Annotated in this window: 17 protein-coding genes; 14 read left to right on the top strand and 3 right to left on the bottom strand. The window is 74.9% G+C overall.

Annotation, left to right across the window (positions count from 1 at the left end):
• The first annotated feature begins 142 nt into the window (after nucleotides 1–142).
• From ACI3EY_RS08415 to ACI3EY_RS08405, 3 genes are read left to right on the top strand one after another with little or no spacing between them, the layout of a single operon-like run.
• Nucleotides 143–412, top strand: a complete 270-nt coding sequence (locus ACI3EY_RS08415) for a WhiB family transcriptional regulator (RefSeq protein ID WP_405036144.1) — start codon at nucleotides 143–145, stop codon at nucleotides 410–412.
• Between the two features lie 55 nt (nucleotides 413–467).
• A complete protein-coding gene (locus ACI3EY_RS08410) occupies nucleotides 468–3653 on the top strand; it encodes a glycosyltransferase (protein ID WP_405040124.1) in 3186 nt (1061 codons plus the stop codon).
• On the top strand, nucleotides 3650–5293 hold the full coding sequence (locus tag ACI3EY_RS08405) for a DUF5719 family protein (RefSeq protein WP_405040123.1): 1644 nt from the start codon (nucleotides 3650–3652) through the stop codon (nucleotides 5291–5293). The genes ACI3EY_RS08410 and ACI3EY_RS08405 overlap by 4 nt, the downstream gene beginning before the upstream one ends.
• A 4-nt stretch (nucleotides 5294–5297) precedes the next feature.
• Here ACI3EY_RS08405 and ACI3EY_RS08400 read toward each other — a convergent pair whose 3' ends face one another.
• Nucleotides 5298–5684, bottom strand: coding sequence for a metallopeptidase family protein (locus ACI3EY_RS08400; protein WP_405036147.1), 387 nt, complete (start codon nucleotides 5682–5684; stop codon nucleotides 5298–5300).
• 95 nt (nucleotides 5685–5779) lie between these two features.
• On the opposite strand from ACI3EY_RS08400, the gene ACI3EY_RS08395 reads away from it, so the two are divergent.
• From ACI3EY_RS08395 to ACI3EY_RS08380, 4 genes are read left to right on the top strand one after another with little or no spacing between them, the layout of a single operon-like run.
• A complete protein-coding gene (locus ACI3EY_RS08395; protein WP_405036148.1) occupies nucleotides 5780–6151 on the top strand; it encodes a DUF3499 domain-containing protein in 372 nt (123 codons plus the stop codon).
• A 13-nt stretch (nucleotides 6152–6164) separates the two neighbouring features.
• Nucleotides 6165–7589 (top strand): phosphohexomutase domain-containing protein, encoded by a 1425-nt coding sequence (locus ACI3EY_RS08390; RefSeq protein WP_405040122.1) that lies wholly within the window; start codon nucleotides 6165–6167, stop codon nucleotides 7587–7589.
• A 1-nt stretch (nucleotide 7590) separates the two neighbouring features.
• Nucleotides 7591–7806: a Trm112 family protein gene (locus ACI3EY_RS08385; protein ID WP_405036150.1), complete on the top strand. Its 216-nt coding sequence runs from the start codon at nucleotides 7591–7593 to the stop codon at nucleotides 7804–7806.
• Nucleotides 7807–7812: 6 nt separating this feature from the next.
• Entirely contained in the window at nucleotides 7813–9102 is a 1290-nt protein-coding gene (locus tag ACI3EY_RS08380; protein ID WP_405040121.1) for an SIS domain-containing protein, read from the top strand.
• A gap of 1 nt (nucleotide 9103) precedes the next feature.
• On the opposite strand, the gene ACI3EY_RS08375 is transcribed toward ACI3EY_RS08380, so the two are convergent.
• Complete coding sequence (locus tag ACI3EY_RS08375) at nucleotides 9104–10447, bottom strand: FtsX-like permease family protein (RefSeq protein ID WP_405036152.1); 1344 nt, start codon at nucleotides 10445–10447, stop codon at nucleotides 9104–9106.
• A complete protein-coding gene (locus tag ACI3EY_RS08370; RefSeq protein ID WP_405036153.1) occupies nucleotides 10444–11187 on the bottom strand; it encodes an ABC transporter ATP-binding protein in 744 nt (247 codons plus the stop codon). Before ACI3EY_RS08370 ends, ACI3EY_RS08375 begins: the two co-directional genes overlap by 4 nt.
• A 110-nt stretch (nucleotides 11188–11297) precedes the next feature.
• On the opposite strand from ACI3EY_RS08370, the gene ACI3EY_RS08365 reads away from it, so the two are divergent.
• The 7 genes from ACI3EY_RS08365 to ACI3EY_RS08335 are packed head-to-tail and all read left to right on the top strand — an operon-like array spanning nucleotide 11298 to nucleotide 20578.
• Nucleotides 11298–12224: a tryptophan 2,3-dioxygenase gene (locus tag ACI3EY_RS08365; RefSeq protein ID WP_405040120.1), complete on the top strand. Its 927-nt coding sequence runs from the start codon at nucleotides 11298–11300 to the stop codon at nucleotides 12222–12224.
• On the top strand, nucleotides 12217–13476 hold the full coding sequence (locus ACI3EY_RS08360; protein ID WP_405040119.1) for a kynureninase: 1260 nt from the start codon (nucleotides 12217–12219) through the stop codon (nucleotides 13474–13476). The genes ACI3EY_RS08365 and ACI3EY_RS08360 overlap by 8 nt, the downstream gene beginning before the upstream one ends.
• A 22-nt stretch (nucleotides 13477–13498) precedes the next feature.
• Nucleotides 13499–14929, top strand: coding sequence for a mycothione reductase (locus tag ACI3EY_RS08355; RefSeq protein WP_405036156.1), 1431 nt, complete (start codon nucleotides 13499–13501; stop codon nucleotides 14927–14929).
• A gap of 9 nt (nucleotides 14930–14938) precedes the next feature.
• On the top strand, nucleotides 14939–16402 hold the full coding sequence (gene ahcY, locus ACI3EY_RS08350; RefSeq protein ID WP_405036157.1) for an adenosylhomocysteinase: 1464 nt from the start codon (nucleotides 14939–14941) through the stop codon (nucleotides 16400–16402).
• Nucleotides 16403–16429: 27 nt separating this feature from the next.
• Nucleotides 16430–17107 carry an MtrAB system response regulator MtrA gene (gene mtrA / locus ACI3EY_RS08345; protein ID WP_405036158.1) on the top strand — a complete coding sequence of 226 codons (678 nt, stop codon included), beginning with the start codon at nucleotides 16430–16432 and terminating at the stop codon, nucleotides 17105–17107.
• Nucleotides 17076–18806 (top strand): MtrAB system histidine kinase MtrB, encoded by a 1731-nt coding sequence (gene mtrB, locus ACI3EY_RS08340; RefSeq protein ID WP_405036159.1) that lies wholly within the window; start codon nucleotides 17076–17078, stop codon nucleotides 18804–18806. Before mtrA ends, mtrB begins: the two co-directional genes overlap by 32 nt.
• A complete protein-coding gene (locus ACI3EY_RS08335) occupies nucleotides 18803–20578 on the top strand; it encodes an LpqB family beta-propeller domain-containing protein (RefSeq protein ID WP_405040118.1) in 1776 nt (591 codons plus the stop codon). The genes mtrB and ACI3EY_RS08335 overlap by 4 nt, the downstream gene beginning before the upstream one ends.
• Nucleotides 20579–20649 lie beyond the last annotated feature (71 nt).

Genomic DNA, 20649 nt, shown 5'->3' with positions numbered 1-20649 from the left:
GGTGGGGGACGTTTATCAGATCCGGGGTTGACTCTGAGGGATGACACGCGTGTAATTCAGGGGTGGTGACCTTGCACCGGGGCGGCTCGGACGCAGGTGTCGCGGCGGCGGACACGTGTAGGCGAGAGGTCGAGGAGGAGCCATGCACGAGCTGGAACTGATGTCCATGATGCACGGGATCGAGGAGACGGAGGAGCAGTCCTGGCAGGAGCGCGCCCTGTGCGCGCAGACCGACCCGGAGGCGTTCTTCCCCGAGAAGGGGGGATCCACCCGCGAGGCCAAGAAGGTCTGCGTCGGGTGCGAGGTGCGTTCCGAGTGCCTGGAGTACGCCCTCTCCAACGACGAGCGGTTCGGCATCTGGGGCGGGCTCTCCGAACGGGAACGACGCAAGCTGAAGAAGCGGGCGGTCTGAGCCCCGACCGCCCGGTGCCGGCGCTGCCCACCGGGCACCGCCGCCGCCTGCGCCGATGACGACGACACCGCCGACCCGCGACGGGCCCGCCCGTGGCGGGCGGACCGTCGTCGAGGACGTCACCGCGGTCCTGCTGCACCCGGGGGGGAGCCCCGGTGACGCCGACACCACCGGGGGGCTGCTCGCGGCGCTCGCGGCGCAGCGTCGACCCCCGACCCGCGTGCTGCTCGTCGGTCTGGACCCCGACGGCGAGCAGGCCGAGCTGTTCCGGACGGGGGCAGAACGGACGCTCGGCGTGCGGGCGCAGGTGCTCCCCGACCCCGGCTCCCGCCGGCAGCAGGTGGAGTCTGTGCGGGCGACCCTGCCGCAGGATCCCGGTCACTGGATCTGGTTCCTGACCCCGGACTCCACGCCGGAGCCGGGCGCCCTGGGGGCGCTGGTCGCGGCCACCCGCCGCAGCAGCCGGGTGGGCATCGTCGGGCCCAAGCTGGTGCACGCCGACGAGCCGCGGTTGCTGCGGGCGATGGGCCACCACCTCACCCCGGCCGGCCGCGGCGCCGACCCCGCCGAGGCGGCGCTCGTCGACCAGGGACAGCTCGACCTGCGTCAGGACGTGCTCGGGGTGCCGCTGGCCGGGTCGCTGGTCAGCAGCTCTGTGCTCGAGCAGGTCGGTGGCCTGGACGCAGCCTTCGACGAGGACGGCGTCGACGGGCTGGACCTCGGCTGGCGCAGCCACCTGGCCGGCCACCGGGTCGTCGTCGCCCCGGACGCCGTCGTGCAGCAGGGAGCGGACGGTCTGGGGGTGCGGGACCCCCTGCGCACCCGGGTCCGGCTGCGCCAGGTGGCGCTCGCCCGGGGGCCGCTGCGGGCCGCGCCGGGTCGTGCCCTCGGGGTGCTGCTGAGCAGCCTCGCGGCCGCGGTGCTGCTGCTGCTGGTCAAACGGCCCCGGGAGGCGGCCGGGGAGTGGGCGGACGTGCGGGGCGTGCTCAGCCCTGCCCGGGGGTGGGGTGCCCGCCGCCGGTTCCGCGGCCGCCGGGTGGTCGACCCGCGCGACCTGATGGGCCTGCACGACCCTCCCGCGACCGGGTGGCGCAGCACGATGGAGACCGTCGGCGACGCCCTCGACCCGCGCCGGCGCCGGGGCAGCACCCCGGGTCGGGACGCCCGGCGCAGCACCGAGAGCGGGCCGGTCTCCGAGGACTTCGCCGAGCTCGCACCGGGGGGCCAGGCCCGGCCCCGTCGGTGGAGCTGGTCCCTGGCGTTCGCGCTGCTGCTCGCGGCGGGCGCCACCGCGTGGGTGGGGCGCGACCTCCTCTCCGCCCTGCGCCCGGGGGCTCCCGGCCTCGTCGGCCCCGAGCTGGGGGTGGCGGCCACCGACGGTTCTGCCCTGTGGTCCTCGGCCACCCAGGCGTGGCGCGGCGCCGGGCTCGGGCACGCAGGGATGCCCGAGCTGTGGTTGCTGCCGGCCGCCGCCCTCGCGTCCCTGGTCGGCCTGGCCCCCGGTGCCGGTGCCGGCCCGGCGCTGGCCTGGTTGCTGGCCCTCGGTCCCGTGCTGAGCGTGCTGACCGCCTACCTGGCCCTGCGCCGTAGCACCCACCGGCGCTGGCTGCGGGCCGGGATGGCCCTGGGGTGGGCCGCCGCCGCGCCCCTGACGGTCGGCCTGGCGCAGGGGCGGGTGGGACCGGTCCTGGTGCACGTGGCCGCGCCGCTGCTGCTCGCCGGGCTGGTGGTGCTCTCCTCGCGACGCGGCGGAGTGCGGCGCACGGCGGCCACCTTCGCCACCGTGCTCGGGGTGGCGCTCACGGCGCTGTGGGTCCCCTCGGTGCTCCTGCTGTCGTCCGCGGCCGGCCTGGGCCTGCTGGTGCTGGGGCGGGGCCGGGCCCGGTGGCGCGCAGCGGTGCTCGCGGTGCTGCCGTGGGCGCTGCTGCTGCCCTTCCTGCCCGGCCTGGTCGCCGACCCGGTGCGGATCCTCGGCGGTGCGGGTGCCACCTCGGCGACCGCGCTGCTGCCCGCGGCGGCGCAGCCGTGGCAGCTCCTGCTGCTGCATCCGGGCGGCGGGCTCGACCCCAGCGGCTGGGAGGCGCTACCGCTCTGGTCGGCCGTGCCGCTCTGGCTGGCAGCGCTGGCCGCGCTGCTGCTGCCCGGCACCCGCGGGCGGCGTGCCGCGGTGCTGGTCGCCGCCGCTCTCGTCAGCCTGGCGGTCGCCCAGGTCGCCACCCGGACCTCGCTCGGGGTGCTGCCGGACGGTCACCTCGAGCAGGGGCTGGCCGTGGTGGCCTGGCCCGGGACCGCGCTGTCCCTGGCCGGGGCGGGCCTGCTGCTGGCCGCTGCCTCGGCCCTGGACCAGGTGCTGCCGGAGGGGCGCCGGTGGCGTGCACCCCGGCCGCTGCTGGGGCTGGCGGCGGGCGCCGTCGTGGTGCTGCCCGGACTGGTCGTGGCGTCGTGGGCGGTGTCCTCCTCGACCGGCACGTCCGGTCTGCAGCCGGCGCGGGAGCCGTTGCCCGCGGTCGCCGCCGAGCAAGCCTCCGGGCCGGGGGCGCTGCGCACCCTGGTGCTGGAGCCCGGGTCCGGCGAGCGCGAGCAGCAGCTGGTCGTCGACCTACGGGCGGAGGAACCGGAGCCGGCGCGGATCCTGCGGGACCGGGCGGCGGAGCTGGCGACGGGCATACCGCCCCGGGACGCCGTCGAGACCACGGCGCAGACGTTGACCGGCGGCGCGGCGGGTGCCGAGGTGAGCGAGCAACTGGTCGACCTCGGGGTCGGCTACGTGCTGCTCGAGGCCGGCGAGGACCATCCGGTCGCCGTCGACCTGGACCGGGTGGACGGGCTGACCCGGGTCTCCAGCCCGCCGGGATCGGTGCTCTGGCGGATGGCGGAGAACGACCCCGCCCGGGTCCGGGTGCTCGACGAGGACGGCGATCCGTCGGCGCGGGTGGACGTGCTGGGTCCGCACGCCAGCGCCCGCGGCACCGTGGCGGACGTCCCGGACGGGGCCACGCTCGCGGTGGCCGAGGGTGCCGGCTGGGCCGAGCACGCGACCGTGCGGGTGGACGGGGAGCAGGTCGAGGTCTCGGACCCGGCGGCGATCCCGCTGCCGGAGGGCGGACCGACCGAGATCGAGATCTCGGTCGCGAGCACCTGGTGGCCGTGGCACGTGGTGGCCCTGCTGCTGGCCGCCGTCACCGCCTTCCTGGCGCTGCCGGTGGGGCGGACCGATCCTGAGCCGGAGGGCGGGCGATGACGACACGACGACGCTTCACGGCACTGCGGGCCGGCGTGCTGACGCTCGGCCTGGCGGCCCTGGTCGGCTGGGGCATCACGGACGGTGCCTGGGGGGACCGCCCGACCGGTGCCGTCCCGTTCGCAGATCCCTCGGCGCCGACCTCGTCGTCGCCGGCGGGCGGGGAACCGGTGGAGGACGCCTTCGTCCGCAGCGCCGCCCTGGGCTGCCCGGGTGTCGACGGCATCGGCGGAGCGGTCCGCGCCGCGACCGGGCCGCCGGAGCTCCTCGCGGCCGCCCACGCCGGCGGCACCGCGGAGGTGGGCCTGCACATCGTGGGGACCAGCCCGGAGGGAACCGCCGGGGCCCCGGACGCCACCCTCGCGGCCGGTGGGGCGAGCCAGCTGCTGCAGCTGGGGGCGGACGTCGGTGCCGTGCTCGAGGGGGGCGACGTCGCAGCCCCCGGCCTCGTCGGCGGACAGCTCGCGGTGAGCACCGGCACCGGGGACCGGGGCGCCCTGCTGGCCCCGTGCACGCAGGGGTCGGAGTCGCTGTGGCTGCTCGCCGGTGACGACGGGGCCGGACGCTCCGAGCAGGTGGTCCTCACCAACCCCGGCACGGACCCGGTCCAGGTGGAGCTCGAGGTGCGGGACGAGGACGGCCCGGTGGAGGGCGCCGGGGACAGCGGGATCGTCGTCCCGGGCGGTGCGCAGGTCGTACGGGTGCTGGATGCCCTGGCACCGGGTGTCGCCGCGCCCGCGGTCGGGGTGCGGTCCAGCGGCGGGCCCGTGGTGGCGCACCTGCTCGAGCGGGAGCAGGACGGCACCACCGACCTCGGCCGCGCGGCCAGCGCCGCGGTGGCGGACCCCGCGCGCGACCTGGTGGTCCCGGCCCTGCCCACCGAGGCCGCGGAGCTGACCCTGCGGGTGCTCGCGCCGGAGGCCGAGGCACTGGTCGAGCTGCGCGTCCTGGGCGAGGCCGGGGCGGCCGCCCCGGCCGAGGCCGCGGTCCGGGTCCCGGCCGGGGGCACGGTCGACCTGCCGCTGGAGGACCTCCCCGAAGGGGTGGCCGGCCTACGGCTGCGCTCCGACGCCCCGGTCACGGCCGCGGTGCTGCTCCGGAAGGTCCCGGCCGGCGACGACCCCGTCGCCATCGACGAAGCGGCCAGCACCTCCGCCGCCCCCGATGACGCGGCCAGCACCTCCGCCGCCCCCGATGACGCGGCCAGCACCTCCGCCGCCCCCGACGAGGAGCAGGACACCGTGGTCCGACCGGCCGGTGACCTCACCTGGACGGGGGCCACCGTGCTGACCCGGACCCCGGTGGGGATGGCGGTGCCGCCGGTGCCGTCCGCGCTCCCGGACGCCGACCTCGCCCTCGCAGTCTCCGCCGTCGACGCGACCTCCGCCGAGGTGCTCTGGCTGGACGCCGAGGGCGCCGTGGTGAGCGAGGAGATCACCCTCGCGAACGACACCAGCATGCGCCTCGAGGTCCCCGAGGGGACGGCCGCCGTCTGGGTGCGCAGCACCGGTGCCGCGGGGATCGCCGCCGCGCTGCACGTGGGCGGCCAGGACGCCCTCGGGCCCTACGCCGCCTCGGCCACGCTGCCGGCGGTGCCCTGGACCCGCGAGGTCACCGGCGTGCTCCGGCAGGTGCCCTGAGTCCTCAGCCCAGGTCCTCGGGGTTCCGCCCCAGCATCCGGGCCACCTGCTCGGTGACCACCTCACCGACCAGCGCCGCCAGCTCCGCCTCGTCGCCTGCGCGGTGCTCGATCGGCCTCCGGTAGAGCACCAGGCGCGGCGAGAGGTCTCTTTCCGCGGGGAAGAGACGACCGAGCGGGATCCCGTGCTCCCAGGGGGCGGGGTCGGAGGGCGGGACGTCCTCGACCGCGAGCTCGATCCCCAGCGGTCGACCCACCCGGTGCTCCACCGTCTCGGCGGCGTCCAGCACCATCTCGTCGAAGCGGTCCCGGCGGGCTCGCATCGCGGGGACGGCCGGCCAGGCGAGCGGGCCACGCATACCCCGCCCACGTCGGTCCCGGCGCCCAGTCATGAGCCCGACCCTAGACGACCGCCCGGTGACCCGGGACCGGCCGAGGGCGGGGTGGGACCGCAGGATCGGGGGTGGCGGCGCTTAGAGTGTCGGGCGTGACCCTGATTCGCCAGTGCTCGAAGACGGCGTGCGTCAGCCCTGCCACGTCGACGCTCACCTACGTCTACGCGGAGCAGACCGCGGTGCTGGGTCCGTTGGCGACGTACGCGGAACCCCACAGCTACGACCTCTGCGAGCGGCACGCCACCCGGTTGACCGCCCCGCGGGGATGGGACGTCGTCCGGCTGGAGCTGCCCGAGGGCGAGCCGCGTCCGCCGGTGGACGACCTCGCGGCGCTCGCCGACGCGGTCCGCGAGCACCGCGGCAGCATCGTCCGGGTGGAGACGGGCCAGCGGTCGGAGGCCGAGCGGCACTCGGTCACCGAAGTCGCCCGGCGCGGGCACCTGCGCGTCCTGCGCGACACCTGACCCGGGTGAGCAGGTGAGCACGCGGCTGGACCAGGTCGTCAAGGCCAACGACATCCGGGGCGAGGTCCCGGACCAGCTCGACGCGGAGGTCGTCCGTGCCCTCGGGTCCGCGTTCGCCCAGGTGGTGGTCCTGCCCGAGGGTGAGGCCGGGGTGGTCGTCGGCCACGACATGCGCACCAGCTCTCCCGAGCTCGCCGACGCCTTCGTCGCGGGGGTGCGCGACCAGGGGGTGGACGTCACCGCGATCGGGCTGTGCTCCACCGACGAGCTCTACTACGCCGCCGGCTCGCTGCGGCTGGCCGGCGCGATGGTCACGGCCAGCCACGGACCGGCGTCCACCAACGGGATCAAGCTGTGCCGCAGCGGGGCGCGCCCGGTCGGGATCGACACCGGACTGGCCGAGATCCGTGACCTCGCCCGGTGGTCCCTCGAGCGGTCGGCGGTGCACCCGCCGAGCGAGCGTGCCGCGCCGCGGCGCGGCACGTTCGACCGGGCGGACCTGCTCGAGCGGTATGCCGCCCACCTGCACTCGCTCGTCGACCTGTCCGAGGTCCGTCCGCTGCGGGTGGTGGTGGACGCCGGCAGCGGGATGGCCGGCCGGACGGCGCCCGCGGTGCTGCCGGCGCACCTGCCGGTGCTGATGGTGCCGCTGCACCACGAGCTGGACGGCACCTTCCCGCACCGGGGCCCGGACCCGCTCGACCCGGCGAACCTGCGGCTGCTGCAGGACGCGGTCCTCGAGCACGGGGCCGACCTGGGGCTGGCGTTCGACGGGGACGCCGACCGCTGCGCGGTGGTCGACGAGACGGGCCGGCCGGTCGCACCCGGCCACATCGCCGCCCTCATCGCCCGCTCGGTGGTCGCCGCGGAGGTGGCGGCCGGGCACACCCCCGCCGAGGTCTCGGTCGTGCACGGCTCCGTCGCGTCCCGGGTGCTACCCGAGGCGATCGCGGCGCTGGGCGCACGGGCGGTGCGCTCGCCGGTCGGGCACTCCTTCGTCAAGGAGCTGATGGCCCGGCACCACGCGGCCTTCGGGGCGGAGCACTCGGCGCACTACTACTTCCGCGACTTCTGGCACGCCGACTCCGGCATGCTCGCCGCCCTGCACGTGCTGGCCGCCCTCGGCCACCAGCCGCTGCCGCTGTCCCGCCTGGTCGGGGACGGCGGCGGCTACGTCGCCTCCGGGGAGATCAGCTCGGTGGTCGCCGACGTCGGCGCGGCCACCGCGCGGGTCCGGGACTGGGGACTGCGCCAGGGACTGGAGCCGGACGGCTTCGACGGGCTGGCGCTGGCGCACGAGCAGCAGCCCTCCTGGTGGCTCTCGCTGCGACCGAGCAACACCGAGGCGCTGCTCCGGCTGAACGTCGAGGCACGCGACCCTGGCACGATGGAGCAGGTCCGGGACACGGTCCTGGGCCTGGTGAGACAGGAGACCTGAGATGACCGGAGCACAGCTCGACCCGTGGGTGCGCGACATCCTGCGCTGCCCGGTGGGACGGCACCCGCTGCTGGACGTGCAGGACGAGCAGGGCCGGCCCGCGCTGCAGTGCGACCAGGACTGCGGCGGCCCGGGCCACCGCCGTCGCTACCCCGTCCGGGACGGCATCCCGGTGCTGCTGGCGGACGACGCCACCGACGTCACCGTGGAGGGCTGAACCGCCGTGCCCTACATCGACGAGGCGCTGCTCGACGACGAGAACGAGCTGGCGCGCAAGGACTCCCGGGAGACGCTGCGGGCCCTGGCCTCGGCCGGCGCCCAGGTGCGGGAGGCGGTGACGCTGACCCAGGAGGCCGGGATCGAACGGCTGGCGACCATGGACCGGCCCCGGTCGGTGCTGGTGGCGGCCATCGGTGGCTCGGCCATCGTTGCCGAGGTCCTCGAGCTGCTGGCCGAGCCGGGGTCGCCGGTGCCCGTGCAGGCGCGGCGCAACCTGCCGCTGCCCGGCTGGGTCGGTCCCCTCGACCTGGTGGTGGCGGTCTCCCTGTCCGGCCGCGCCCCGGGCCCGCTCGCGGTGGCGGCGGAGGCCGCCCGGCGCGGGGCCATGCTGCTGACCGTGGGGGCCGACGACTCCCCGCTGGCGCAGGTATGCCGTCAGGCGCGGGGGGTGCACGTCGGCGTGGGCCGCCACCGCACCAGCTCCCGGACGGCGCTGTGGACGCTGCTGACCCCGGTGCTGATGGGCGCGGACCAGCTGGGCCTGCTGGAGGCGCCGGTGACGACGCTGGAGGCGGTGGCGACCCGCCTGGACACCCGGGCCGAGCAGATGCGGCCCTCCTCGGACTCCTTCGTCAACCCGGCCAAGGTACTGGCGATCTCGCTGGCCGAGACCGTGCCCGTGGTCCTGGGGGACGGACCGCTGGGCGGGGTGGCCGCCGCCCGGGCCTCCTCGATGCTGGCCAGGACCGCCCGGGTGCCCGCCACCTTCGGTGAGCTGCCGGACGCCGCGAGCGGCATCGTGGCCTGCTTCGATGGGCCCTACACGGCCATCGGCGGACGCCGCCCCGGCACCTACGACGACTCCCGCATCCGGCTCGGGGACATCGACACCTCGGGCTGGGAGCCCCACCACTTCGCCGAGCCGGAGGGTGAACTGATGGAGCGGCGCGGTGGTGCCGCGGACGGCGGCGGCGAGTCGGACATCTTCGCCGACCCCTACCTGGACGGCCCCTCGCCGCCCCGGCTGGGGCTGCTGATGCTGAGGGACGCCCCGACCGAGCCGGCCACCCCCGAGTCGGTCCAGGCGGAGGCGCTGACCGATGCCGTGCTCACCACGGCCAGGGAGGCCGGGGTGCGGGTGATGGAGGTCCAGGCCGAGGCCGGGGCCCCCATCGTCCGGCTGGCGGACCACGTGGCGGCGGCGGACTTCACCGCCACCTACCTGGCGCTCGGGCTGGGGCTCGACCCCTCCGTCTCGCCGCACGTGGCCGACCTGCGCGACCGGACCCGCTGACTCAGACCACCGGCTGCGACTCGCGCAGCACGTCGGTGAGCAGCCGGCGGGTGAGCAGCACCCCGCCCCGGACCGTGAGCACCCCGACGACCAGGGCCACCAGCACCGTCAGCACGGTGACCGGGTCGACGACCAGGGCGAAGCCGGCCAGCGGGAAGGTCAGCAGACCACCGGCGAGCGCGCCCAGCACGGTGACCGTCAGCACCGGGCCGGCCACCGTCCGGGTCCGGGCCCGTTCGATGGTGGCGCGGGGCATACCGAGCCGGTCCAGGGCCAGGTAGAGGTCGCGCCGGTCGAAGACCTCGGCCGCGGCGTGCACCGTGGCCGCGGCGGCCAGGGTGAGGTAGGACAGCCCGATGGTCACCAGCACGCCGGTGCGCATGTCGGCCATCAGCACCGCGTCGCTGCCGCTGCCGTCACCACCGGAGAGCGCCAGCGCCACGCCCACCACCACGCTCACGAACGAGACCAGCGCGACGCCCTGGACCTGACGCCAGACGGCCCGCGGGTCCTCCAGCAGGGTGCGGGCCGCGAGCAGGCGCTCCACCGCCCGCGGACCGGTGGCCCGCCTGGCCGTGCGCCGAGCCCCGAGCGCGAGCACCGGCGGGCCGATGAGAGCGAGCACGGCCATCCCGCAGGCGAGCATGCCGACCACCACCACGACGGTCATCACCAGACCTCCGACCAGCTGCGGGAGCTGCTGCCCGACGACGACCAGCACCAGGACGGTGCCCGCCCCCGCCACGGCCTGCAGCAAGCGGGTGGGGGGCGCGTCCTGCCGGGTCCGCACCCCCAGCGGGGTGATCGCGACCCGGCGCAGGCCGAGTGCGGCGGCACCGGCCGCCGTCCCGACGACGACCAGCAGCACGACGGCACCCAGCCACGGCGGCGGGACGATCTGCGCCGTGCCCAACCGGACCCCGGCGAAGTGCAGCATGCCGAAGAGCGGGGCCATCGCCAGGTGGCCGAGCACCCCCAGCGCCGCCCCCACCACCGCCACCAGGGTCGACTCGACCAGCGCAAGACGGTGCAGCAGGCGCCCCGGGGCGCCGACCAGGCGCAGCGAGGCCAGCCGTCCGTCGCGGCGCCGGGTCGACAGCCGCACCGCGGAGGTGGACAGGCTCAGCATCGGTACCGCGAGCAGGGCGCAGGCGACCGCGGCCAGGGAGGCGTAGAACAGGCCGTCCTGCTCCCTCCCGGGGCGGGCACCGAGGGTGAAGAAGAACTCGGCGCCACCGGCCACCGTCAGGGCGAGCGCGGTGACGACGGCGTAGGCGAGCACCGGCAGGGCCTGGCTGACCCGGTCCTGCGGGGTGCCGCGCAGCAGCAGCCGGAGCAGGCTCATCGGGTCACCTCCACGGCCACGACCTGCCCGTCGGCCAGGTGCACCACCCGGTCGCAGGTCCCGGCCACCGCCTCGTCGTGGGTCACCACCACCAGCGTCCGTCCCTGCGCGGTGGTGCTGGCCAGCAACGCGGACATCACCTCGGCGGAGGTGGCCGAGTCCAGGGCCCCGGTGGGCTCGTCGGCCACCACCAGGGTGGGGGAGGACACCTGCGCGCGGGCGATCGCCACGCGCTGCTGCTGCCCCCCGGAGAGCTGGCCGAGACGCCGCTGCTCCAGGCCGGCCAGGCCCAGTGCCGCCATCCCGGCCGCGGCCTGCTGCTCGGCCTGCTGCCGGGGACGGCCGGCCAGCAGCAGCGGCAGCGCGACGTTCTCCACGGCACTCAGCTCGGGGAGCAGCAGCCCCTGCTGGAAGACGAAGCCCATGTGCTGCAGCCGGATCGCGGCGCGTCCCTCGGCGGAGGCACCGGCGACGTCGACGACGCCGGTGCGGGTGCTCAGCTGCACCGAGCCGGTGTCCGGGGTGATCACCCCCGCGACGCAGTGCAGCAAGGTGCTCTTGCCCGACCCGGAGGGGCCCATCACGGCCACCGCCTCACCGGGCCACAGGTCGAGGTCGACCCCGGCCAGCGCGGCGGTGCTGCCGTAGGTCTTGGTCAGGCCCCGGGCCAGCACCGTGGGCCGGGGGGATGCGGGTGTCGGGAGCGGGGCGGGCACGTGGCGTGCGGTCGTGGTGTCCATGCCCATACCGTCGCGGCAGGGACCCGCCCGACGCGTCGGCCCGTCGTCGCATCCTGGGGCCGGCCGGGTCAGACCCTGGGTGGAGGCCCACCCGTGACAGACTGCCTCCGGTGAGCACCGACGCCCCCGATCCCGGTCCCGCCGATCCCCGGTCCCGGGCCAGCAGGGAGGTCGAGCCGGGCGTCGAGCGCGACTTCGCCCGCAACCTGTCCTACGGCGAGTACCTCGACCTGCCCACCCTGCTCTCGGCGCAGCACCCGCGATCGGTGCCGGCCCAGCACGACGAGCTGCTCTTCATCATCCAGCACCAGACCACCGAGCTCTGGCTGCGGCTGGTGCTGCACGAGCTGTCCAGCGCCTGCGAGCTGATGGCCGCCGACGAGCACCGCCCGGCGCTCAAGCGGATCGCCCGGGTCAAGCACATCCAGGCCGCGATGACCGAGCAGTGGTCGGTGCTGGCCACCCTCACCCCCAGCGAGTACGCCCGGTTCCGGGCGTTCCTGGCGACCGGGTCCGGCTTCCAGAGCTGGCAGTACCGCGCGGTCGAGTTCATGCTCGGCAACAAGAACGCCGCGATGCTGGACGTCTTCGCGCACGACGAGGGGCAGCACCGGGGCCTGGTCGAGCTGCTGCACCGGCGCAGCCTCTACGACGAGGTGCTGGCCTGGCTGGACCGCCGCGGGCACGAGCTCCCGGGGTCCGTGCTGGGCCGGGACGTCACCGAGACCTACCAGGCGGACCCGGGCGTGGTCCGGGCCTGGTCCCTCGTCTACGCGGACCCGGACCGGTACTGGGCGGAGTACGAGATGGCCGAGGAGCTGGTGGACCTGGAGGACAACTTCCAGGTATGGCGCTTCCGGCACCTGCGGACGGTGGAACGGATCATCGGCAGCAAGCCCGGCACCGGTGGCTCCAGCGGGGTCCCCTTCCTGCGCCGGGCCCTGGACCTCACCTTCTTCACCGAGCTGTACGACGTCCGGTCCGCGATCCAGGACGTCACCCCGGCGGGCTACCACGGGGGCGACGGCGATGTCTGACCCGGGCACCGGGCCGAGCCGGGAGCAGGCGCGCCGGCTGGACGCCGCCGACCCGCTCACCCCCTTCGCCGAGCGTTTCGAGCGTGCCGAGGGGGTGCTGGCCTATTTCGACGGCAACTCCCTGGGCCGGCCGGTCGCCGGGGTCGCCGACGCGATGGCCGCGTTCGTCCGGCACGACTGGGGCAGCCGGCTCATCCGCTCCTGGGACGAGGGGTGGATGGGGTGGCCGGAGGAGGTCGGCGACCTGGTCGGCTCTGCCGCCCTCGGCGCCGCCCCCGGCCAGACCGTGCTGGCCGACTCCACCACCGTGCTGCTCTACAAGGTGCTGCGCGCGCTGGTCGACCACCAGGTCGCGCTGGACCCGGCCCGGACCGAGCTGGTGCTGGACACCGACAACTTCCCCACCGACCGCTACGTCGCCGAGGGCATCGCCGCCGAACGCGGGCTCCGTCTGACCTGGATCGACGCGGACCCGGACACCGGGGTGAGCCCGGAGCAGGTGCGGGCCGCGGTCGGGGAGCGCACCGGGGTGCTGCTGCTCTCGCACGTCGCCTACCGCTCCGGCTGGGTCGCCGACGCCGAGGCGATCACGCGCCTCGCGCACGAGGCCGGGGCCCTGGTCCTGTGGGACACCTGCCACTCGGCGGGGTCGGTGCCGGTGCACCTGGACGACTGGGGCGCGGACGCGGCGGTCGGCTGCTGCTACAAATACCTCAACGGGGGTCCGGGCGCCCCCGCGCACGCCTACCTCGCGGCGCGGCACCACGACATACCGTCGCTGCGGCAGCCGGTGCAGGGCTGGATGGGGCGCCGCGACCCGTTCGCGATGGAGCAGGGATACCGGCCGGCGGCCGGGATCCGGGCCCTGGTCAGCGGCACCCCGCCGATCGTCGGGATGCTGCCGGTCCGGATGGGCGCCCAGATGCTCGCCGAGGTCGGGATCGAGGAGGTCCGGGCCGGCTCGCTGCGGTTGACCGACTTCGCCTGGCAGATCGTCGACTCCTGGCCGGAGGAGCTGGGGATCCGGGTCGCCAGCCCGCGCGAGCACGCCCGTCGCGGCGGGCACATCACCCTGCGCCATCCGGCCTTCGCCCCGGTCTACCCGCGGCTGTGGGAGCGCGGCGTCATCCCCGACTTCCGCTCCCCGGACGGACTCCGCCTGGGCCTGGCGCCGCTGTCCACCACCTTCGTGGAGGTCTGGGACGGGTTGCGCGTGGTGCGCTCCGAGGTCGAGGCGGCGATGGGCCGCTGACCGCGGCGTCTACGCTGGGTCGGTGAACGAGAGCACCCACTACGACCTGGTCATCATCGGCAGCGGATCGGGGAACTCCCTGGTCACCCCCGAGATGGAGGGCCGCCGGACCGCGGTCGTCGAGGGCGGCGTCTTCGGTGGTACCTGCCTGAACGTCGGCTGCATCCCGACCAAGATGTTCGTGTATGCCGCCGAGGTCGCCACCACCGTGCGGGACGCCGCCCGGTTCGGTGTCGACGCGACCCTCGACCAGGTCCGCTGGGCCGACATCCGGGACCGCGTCTTCGGCCGCATCGACCCGATCAGCGACGGCGGGCGCGACTACCGCGTCCACGGACCGGACACCGAGGCCTACCTGGGCCACGCCCGCTTCGTCGGCGAGCGCGAGCTCGAGGTGGAGATCACCCGGCCCGGCGGCCGGCACCCGGTGGGCGAGCGGGTCCGGATCACCGGCGACCAGGTCGTCGTCGCGACCGGGGCCCGCCCGGTCGTCCCGGAGGCGATCACCCGCTCCGGGGTGCAGTTCCACAGCTCGGACACGATCATGCGCATCCCTGAGCTGCCAGCCAGCCTCGTCATCGTCGGCGGCGGTGTGATCGCCGCGGAGTTCGCGCACGTCTTCGGTGCGCTAGGGGTGGAGATCACCGTCGTGGCCCGCGGCGACCGGCTGCTGCGGGCCCTCGACGTGGAGCTGTCCCAGGCCTGGACCGACCTGGCCCGGACCCAGTGGCAGGTGCGCACCGGGGTGGAGCCGACCGACGCCCGGCAGACCCCCGAGGGGGTGGAGCTGACCCTGTCCGACGGGTCGCTGGCCACCGGCGAGCTGCTGCTGGTGGCGACCGGCCGCCGGCCGAACACCGACGACCTCGGGCTGGAGCACACCGCGGTGCGGACCCACCCGGACGGCCGGGTCGTGGTGGACGAGCACGGCCGCACCGACGCACCGGGGGTCTGGGCGCTCGGTGACGCCAGCTCCGAGCACCAGCTCAAGCACGTCGCCAACCAGGAGGCGCGGGTGGTCGCGCACAACCTGACGCACCCCGAGGAGCTGCACGCGTTCGACCACCGGTTCGTGCCGGCCGCGGTCTTCACCCACCCCCAGGTGGCCACCGTCGGTCTCACCGAGGCGGAGGCCATGGACCAGGGGCACCGGGTCACCACGAAGGTGCAGCGCTACGGCGACACCGCCTACGGCTGGGCGATGGAGGACTCCACCGGCCTGGTCAAGGCCGTCGGCGACGCCGACACCGGGAGGGTGCTCGGGGTGCACATCGTCGGCCCGCACGCCAGCACCGTCATCCAGCCGGTGATCCAGGCCCTGAGCCTGGGTCCCGACGTGGACGCGCACACCCTGGCCCGGGGGCAGTACTGGATCCATCCGGCGATGGCCGAGGTGCTGGAGAACGCGCTGCTCGGGCTGACCATGCCGGAGCAGGAGGGTCCGGGCACGTAGCATGAGGTCATGCCCGACACGATGACTGTGCCGACCACGTCGATGGACCACAAGGTGCGTGACCTGGCGCTCGCCACCCAGGGGCGCCACCAGATCCGGCTCGCCGAGCACGAGATGCCCGGGCTGATGGCGCTGCGCGAGCGGTTCGCCGCCGAGCAGCCGCTGGCCGGCGCGCGGATCGCCGGCTCGCTGCACATGACGGTGCAGACCGCCGTGCTGATCGAGACGCTGGTGGCGCTCGGCGCGCAGGTGCGCTGGGCCTCCTGCAACATCTTCTCCACCCAGGACGAGGCCGCCGCGGCCGTCGCCGTCGGCCCGCAGGGCACCGCGGACGACCCGCAGGGGGTGCCGGTCTTCGCCTGGAAGGGCGAGACGCTGGCCGAGTACTGGTGGTGCACCACCCAGGTGATGCTGTGGCCGGACGGCCAGGGGCCGAACCTCATCCTGGACGACGGGGGCGACGCGACCCTGATGGTCCTCAAGGGCCGGGAGTGGGAGCGGCAGGGTGCCGTGCCCAGCCCGGAGGCGGACGACCCGGAGGAGTGGCGGGTGGTGCTGGAGACCGTGCGCCGCGGCCTCGCCGAGCACCCGGACCGCTGGACCCGGGTCGCCGAGGGCATCACCGGGGTCTCGGAGGAGACCACGACCGGGGTGCACCGGCTCTACCAGCTGCACGAGGCCGGGGAGCTGCTCTTCCCCGCGATCAACGTCAACGACTCGGTGACCAAGAGCAAGTTCGACAACACCTACGGCTGCCGGCACAGCCTGATCGACGGCATCAACCGCGCGACCGACGTGCTGATCGGCGGCAAGGTCGCCGTGGTCTGCGGCTACGGCGACGTCGGCAAGGGCAGCGCCGAGGCGCTGCGCGGCCAGGGCGCCCGGGTGATCGTCACCGAGATCGACCCGATCTGCGCTCTGCAGGCCGCGATGGACGGCTTCCAGGTGGCCCGGCTCGAGGACGTCATCGGCTCGGCCGACTTCGTCATCACCGCGACCGGCTGCCGGGACGTGGTGACCGTGGAGCACATGGCGGCGATGAAGGACAAGGCGATCCTCGGCAACATCGGCCACTTCGACAACGAGATCGACATGGCGGCGCTGGCCCGGGTCCCCGACGTGCAGCGCACCGAGATCAAGCCGCAGGTGCACGAGTGGACCTTCGCGGACGGCCGCTCGATCATCGTGCTCTCCGAGGGGCGGCTGCTGAACCTGGGCAACGCGACCGGTCACCCCAGCTTCGTGATGTCCACGAGCTTCGCCAACCAGGTGCTCGCCCAGATCGAGCTGCACACCCGGCCGGAGGCATACCCGGTCGGCGTGCACACCCTGCGCAAGGAGCTGGACGAGGAGGTGGCACGGCTGCACCTGGACGCGGTGGGCGCAGGTCTCACCGAGCTGACCAAGGAGCAGGCCGGTTACCTCGGGCTCGACGTGGCCGGGCCGTACAAGCCCGACCACTACCGCTACTGAGCCGGACGGACAACGCAGGAGGACCTCGTGAGCGCACGCGTACTCGTCGTCGACGACGACCTGGCCCTGGCCGAGATGCTCGGCATCGTGCTGCGCAAGGAGGGCTACGAGGTCGCCACCTGCGGGGACGGCGGGCGCGCGATGCCGATGTTCCGCGAGTTCCGCCCGGACCTGGTGCTGCTGGACGTGATGCTCCCTTCCCAGGACGGCATCGAGGTATGCCGCGCGCTGCGGCAGGAGTCCGGGGTCCCGGTGGTGATGCTCACCGCGCGCACCGACACCAAGGACGTGGTGCTCGGTCTGGAGGCCGGGGCCGACGACTACGTGGTGAAGCCGTTCAAGCCGCAGGAGCTGCTGGCCCGGATCCGGGCCCGGCTGCGGCGCGCCGACACCGGTGACGACGCCCGGCTGCAGGTGGGCGACGTGCTGATCGACGTGGCCGGGCACGAGGTGACGCGGGACGGGGAGCAGATCCCGCTCACCCCGCTGGAGTTCGACCTGCTGGTGGCGCTGGCGAGCAAGCCGAGCCAGGTCTTCGACCGGGAGTCGCTGCTGGAGCAGGTCTGGGGCTACCGGCACGCGGGGGACACCCGGCTGGTGAACGTGCACGTGCAGCGCCTCCGGAGCAAGATCGAGCAGGACCCCGAGAACCCCCAGATCGTGGTGACGGTACGTGGCGTCGGATACAAGGCCGGCCACCCCTGAGCCCGCGCGGGGATCCCGCCTGCTGCGGAGCTGGCGGGGGTCCCTGCGCGTCCGGGTGATCACCTGGACCGTGCTGCTCGGCGCGCTCCTCGGGGTGCTGCTGGGCACCGTGCTCTACGAGCAGGTGGCCCGCGGCCTGGTCGACCAGGCGGTCGCCAGCGCGGAACGGGACTCCGCCCAGCAGGTCTCGCAGGCGCAGCAGGCCTTCGACTCCACCGACCGACGGGACGACAGCGGGCTGCGCGCCCTCGCCCTGGAACAGATCCAGTCGATGATCGGTCCGTCCGCCGAGGACGGACGCCGGGTGCTGATCACCCCCGCCCTGGGCAACGAGACGGGCGGCGTGGTCGAGGCGATGGGCGTCGGGGTCGACGAGCAGGACATCCCGGCCAGCCTGCAGGAGTCGATCGCGGCGGACCCGGAGAACCAGCAGGTGATGGTGGTCCCGGTCTCGCTGGTCGGCGGCATCGACGGGGCGTCGGACGTGACCGCGGTCGTGGTGGGAACCCGGGTCTCGCTGGCCCGGGCCGGCGCCTACGACATGGTCATGGTCTACCCGTTGCTGCGCGAGCAGGAGACCCTGGACCTGCTGCGCCAGCTCTTCCTGCTCGGTGGGCTGGCGCTGGTGCTGCTGGTCGCCGGCCTGGCGCTGCTGGCGACCAGGATGGTCACCCGGCCGGTGGAGGAGGTCGCCAAGGCGTCCCAGGAGCTGGCCCGAGGGCACCTGGACGAGCGGCTGCCGGTGGCCGGCACCGACGAGATCGCGCAGCTGGCCACCTCGTTCAACACGATGGCCGACTCGATCCAGCACCAGATCCGGGAGCTGCGCTCGCTCTCCCAGCTCCAGCAGCGCTTCGTCTCCGACGTCTCGCACGAGCTGCGCACCCCGCTGACCACGATGCGGATGGCCGGGGACGTGCTGCACGCCTCCCGCGAGGACTTCGCCGCCCCGGTAGCCCGCTCCGCCGAGCTGCTGGACCAGGAGCTGGACCGCTTCGAGGGTCTGCTCGCCGAGCTGCTGGAGATCAGCCGCTACGACTCCGGGGCGGCCACCGTGGAACGGCACGACGAGGACGTCGTCCCGCTGATCCGGGCCGCGGTTGACGGGGTCCGGCCGTTGGCCGAGCGGCTCGGCTCGGAGCTGACGCTCCGGGTGCCCGAGGACCGGGTGGACGTCTGCATGGACGGGCGCCGGATCTCCCGGGTGCTGCGCAACCTGCTCACCAATGCGCTCGAGCACGGCGAGGGACGACCCGTCGAGGTCACCCTCGCGATCACCACCGAGGTGGCCGCCATCTCGGTACGTGACCACGGCATCGGGCTCGACGAGGACCAGCAGCGCCAGGTCTTCGAGCGGTTCTGGCGGGCGGACCCGGCCCGGACCCGTACCACCGGGGGCACCGGCCTGGGACTGGCCATCGCGATGGAGGACGCCCGCGTGCACGGCGGGTGGCTGCAGGTGGGGTCCGCGCCCGGCGCCGGGGCCTGCTTCCGGCTGGTGCTGCCGCGCACCCACACCTACGTGATCGCCGAGGAGCCACCGCCGGTGCCGACGGCCGCGGTGCTGGCCGGGGTCGGCGGTGCGGCGGGGCGCGGCGCCCTGGCCGTCGCCGGCAGCGGCGGATCCGGCGACGCGAGCGCCGAGGACGGGACCGTCCCCCCGGTGGTGCTGGCGCTGGCGACGAGGCAGGAGCGATGATGCGACGACGCCCGATGGTGACGGCACTGGCAGCAGGGGCGGTGCTGGCGCTGACCGCGTGCTCCGGACAGCTGCCCACCACCCCGGCCCCGGAGCCGGGGCTGCCGGTGGTGGTGCAGACCGAGCGGGAGGTGGACCGGTTCCTCTCCGAGGCGCAGCCCGGGGACGGCCCGGCCGAGATCGTCAGTGGTTTCCTGCGGGCGAACGTCGGTTTCGCCGGTAACAACGACGTGGCGCGCAGCTTCCTCACCACGGACCTGGCCAGCCGGTGGGTGCCCACCTCGGACGTGCTGATCTACGACCAGACCCCAACGGTGACCGAGAGCGGCGGCGGCTCCGTCGAGGTGCAGGTCGAGGTGGTCGGCCGGATCGACGCCCAGGGACGGCTCACGGAGCAGACCCCGCGCGAGGCGAATCGGACCTTCACCCTCACCGAGGTGGAGGGCGAGAGGAGGATCAGCAGCTTCCCTGAGGACTTCGGGTTGTGGCTCTCCCGGGCCGAGGTGGAGCGTTCCTTCCAGGCGACGAACCTGTACTACCTCAACACCCAGCGCGGCTACTTCGTGCCCGAGGTGCGCTGGTTCGCCGACGGGGAGGGGTTGCCCACGGCGGTGACCCGGGCACAGCTGGCCCCGCTGCCGGAGCACCTGGTGGGGGCACTGCGCACGGCGGCCACCGACGGCCTGCGGCTGGCCACCCCGGCGGTGCCGGTCTCCTCGGACTCCCTGGTGGCCACGGTCAACCTGCAGGGGTCCACGGTGGCCCAGGACGACACCATCGCCGAGGAGCTGCAGAGCCAGCTCGCGCACTCCCTATTGGCGCTGCCCGGGGTGGCCGGTGTCGAGGTGCAGGTGGCCGGGCAGCCGCTGCAGCTGCCGGGGCAGGAGAGCCCGATCACGGCGACCACCGAGCTGCCGTTCACCGACGTGGAGCGCGACGTGGACCTGGTGCTGCTGCGGGTGGGCGAGGAGCTGGTCCCGGTGGACCCCACCCAGTACGCCCTGCGCAACCTGCCCGAGGAGGAGGTCGCCGACCTCGACCTGCCCCAGGTGGAGCTGGGCTGGACCGGGGTGGCCGCGACCGCGGACCTGGGTGACGTCGCCGCCGTCTCCGAGGACGGGCTGGCGCTGTGGCGCTGGCAGGACGGGGACACGCACACCAACGAGGGGATCGGTGACGCCCTGACCGACCCCGCGGTCGACGCGCAGGGGGCCTTCTGGCTGGCCGGGGTGCACCGCAGCAGCGGGACCCCCCGGATCTGGTCGGTCGACCGGGAGGACCTGGAGGCGGTGGCGCGGCCGGTCGAGGCCGACTGGCTGCGGGACGACGAGCGGGTGGAGTCGTTGTCGGTGTCCCCGGACGGCAGCCGGCTCCTGGTGGTCCTGCACGAGGAGGACGAGGAGCGCAACCGGGTGGTGCTCTCCGGGATCATCCGGGACGCCGCCGGGGAGCCGCTCGGGCTGACAGCCCCCGCCTCGGTGGCCCCCAACCTGGTGGACGTCACCACCGCGCACTGGGCCGGCACCGGTGACGTGGTGCTGGTCGGGCAGCGCTCCGGCGACCCGGCCCCGCGCGCGTTCAGCCTGCGCCTGGGGGAGTGGATCAACCCGTACGGGGAGCTGCTCGGGCTGACCGATGTGGTGGCGGTGCCGCGCCGGACTGGGGCCGAGGCGATCGCGCAGACCGAGGACGGCGGCATCTACACCCCGGAGGGCGAGGCGGGCTGGGGCTCGGTGCGCAACGCCGACGAGGTGGTCGTCCCGGGCTCCTGAGAGTCCCCGCCTCCTGCGGATCGCTCCTGCTCGGGCGCCCTGTGGACGACCACGTCGTGGTCGTCCCCGGC

It is taken from the genome of Serinicoccus shuyuelongi (assembly GCF_045032955.1).
GTDB lineage: Bacteria > Actinomycetota > Actinomycetes > Actinomycetales > Dermatophilaceae > Ornithinicoccus.
Note: the sequence above shows the minus strand (reverse complement) of the source record. Positions and strands in the feature narration are given on the sequence as shown.

Coding starts and splice junctions, on each gene's coding strand:
- ACI3EY_RS08370 (WP_405036153.1), bottom strand. CDS start 11,187: ATGGACACCACGACCGCACGCCACGTGCCCGCCCCGCTCCCGACACCC.
- ACI3EY_RS08415 (WP_405036144.1), top strand. CDS start 143: ATGCACGAGCTGGAACTGATGTCCATGATGCACGGGATCGAGGAGACG.
- ACI3EY_RS08335 (WP_405040118.1), top strand. CDS start 18,803: ATGATGCGACGACGCCCGATGGTGACGGCACTGGCAGCAGGGGCGGTG.
- ACI3EY_RS08375 (WP_405036152.1), bottom strand. CDS start 10,447: ATGAGCCTGCTCCGGCTGCTGCTGCGCGGCACCCCGCAGGACCGGGTC.
- ACI3EY_RS08405 (WP_405040123.1), top strand. CDS start 3,650: ATGACGACACGACGACGCTTCACGGCACTGCGGGCCGGCGTGCTGACG.
- ahcY (WP_405036157.1), top strand. CDS start 14,939: ATGCCCGACACGATGACTGTGCCGACCACGTCGATGGACCACAAGGTG.
- ACI3EY_RS08360 (WP_405040119.1), top strand. CDS start 12,217: ATGTCTGACCCGGGCACCGGGCCGAGCCGGGAGCAGGCGCGCCGGCTG.
- ACI3EY_RS08400 (WP_405036147.1), bottom strand. CDS start 5,684: ATGACTGGGCGCCGGGACCGACGTGGGCGGGGTATGCGTGGCCCGCTC.
- ACI3EY_RS08410 (WP_405040124.1), top strand. CDS start 468: ATGACGACGACACCGCCGACCCGCGACGGGCCCGCCCGTGGCGGGCGG.
- ACI3EY_RS08385 (WP_405036150.1), top strand. CDS start 7,591: ATGACCGGAGCACAGCTCGACCCGTGGGTGCGCGACATCCTGCGCTGC.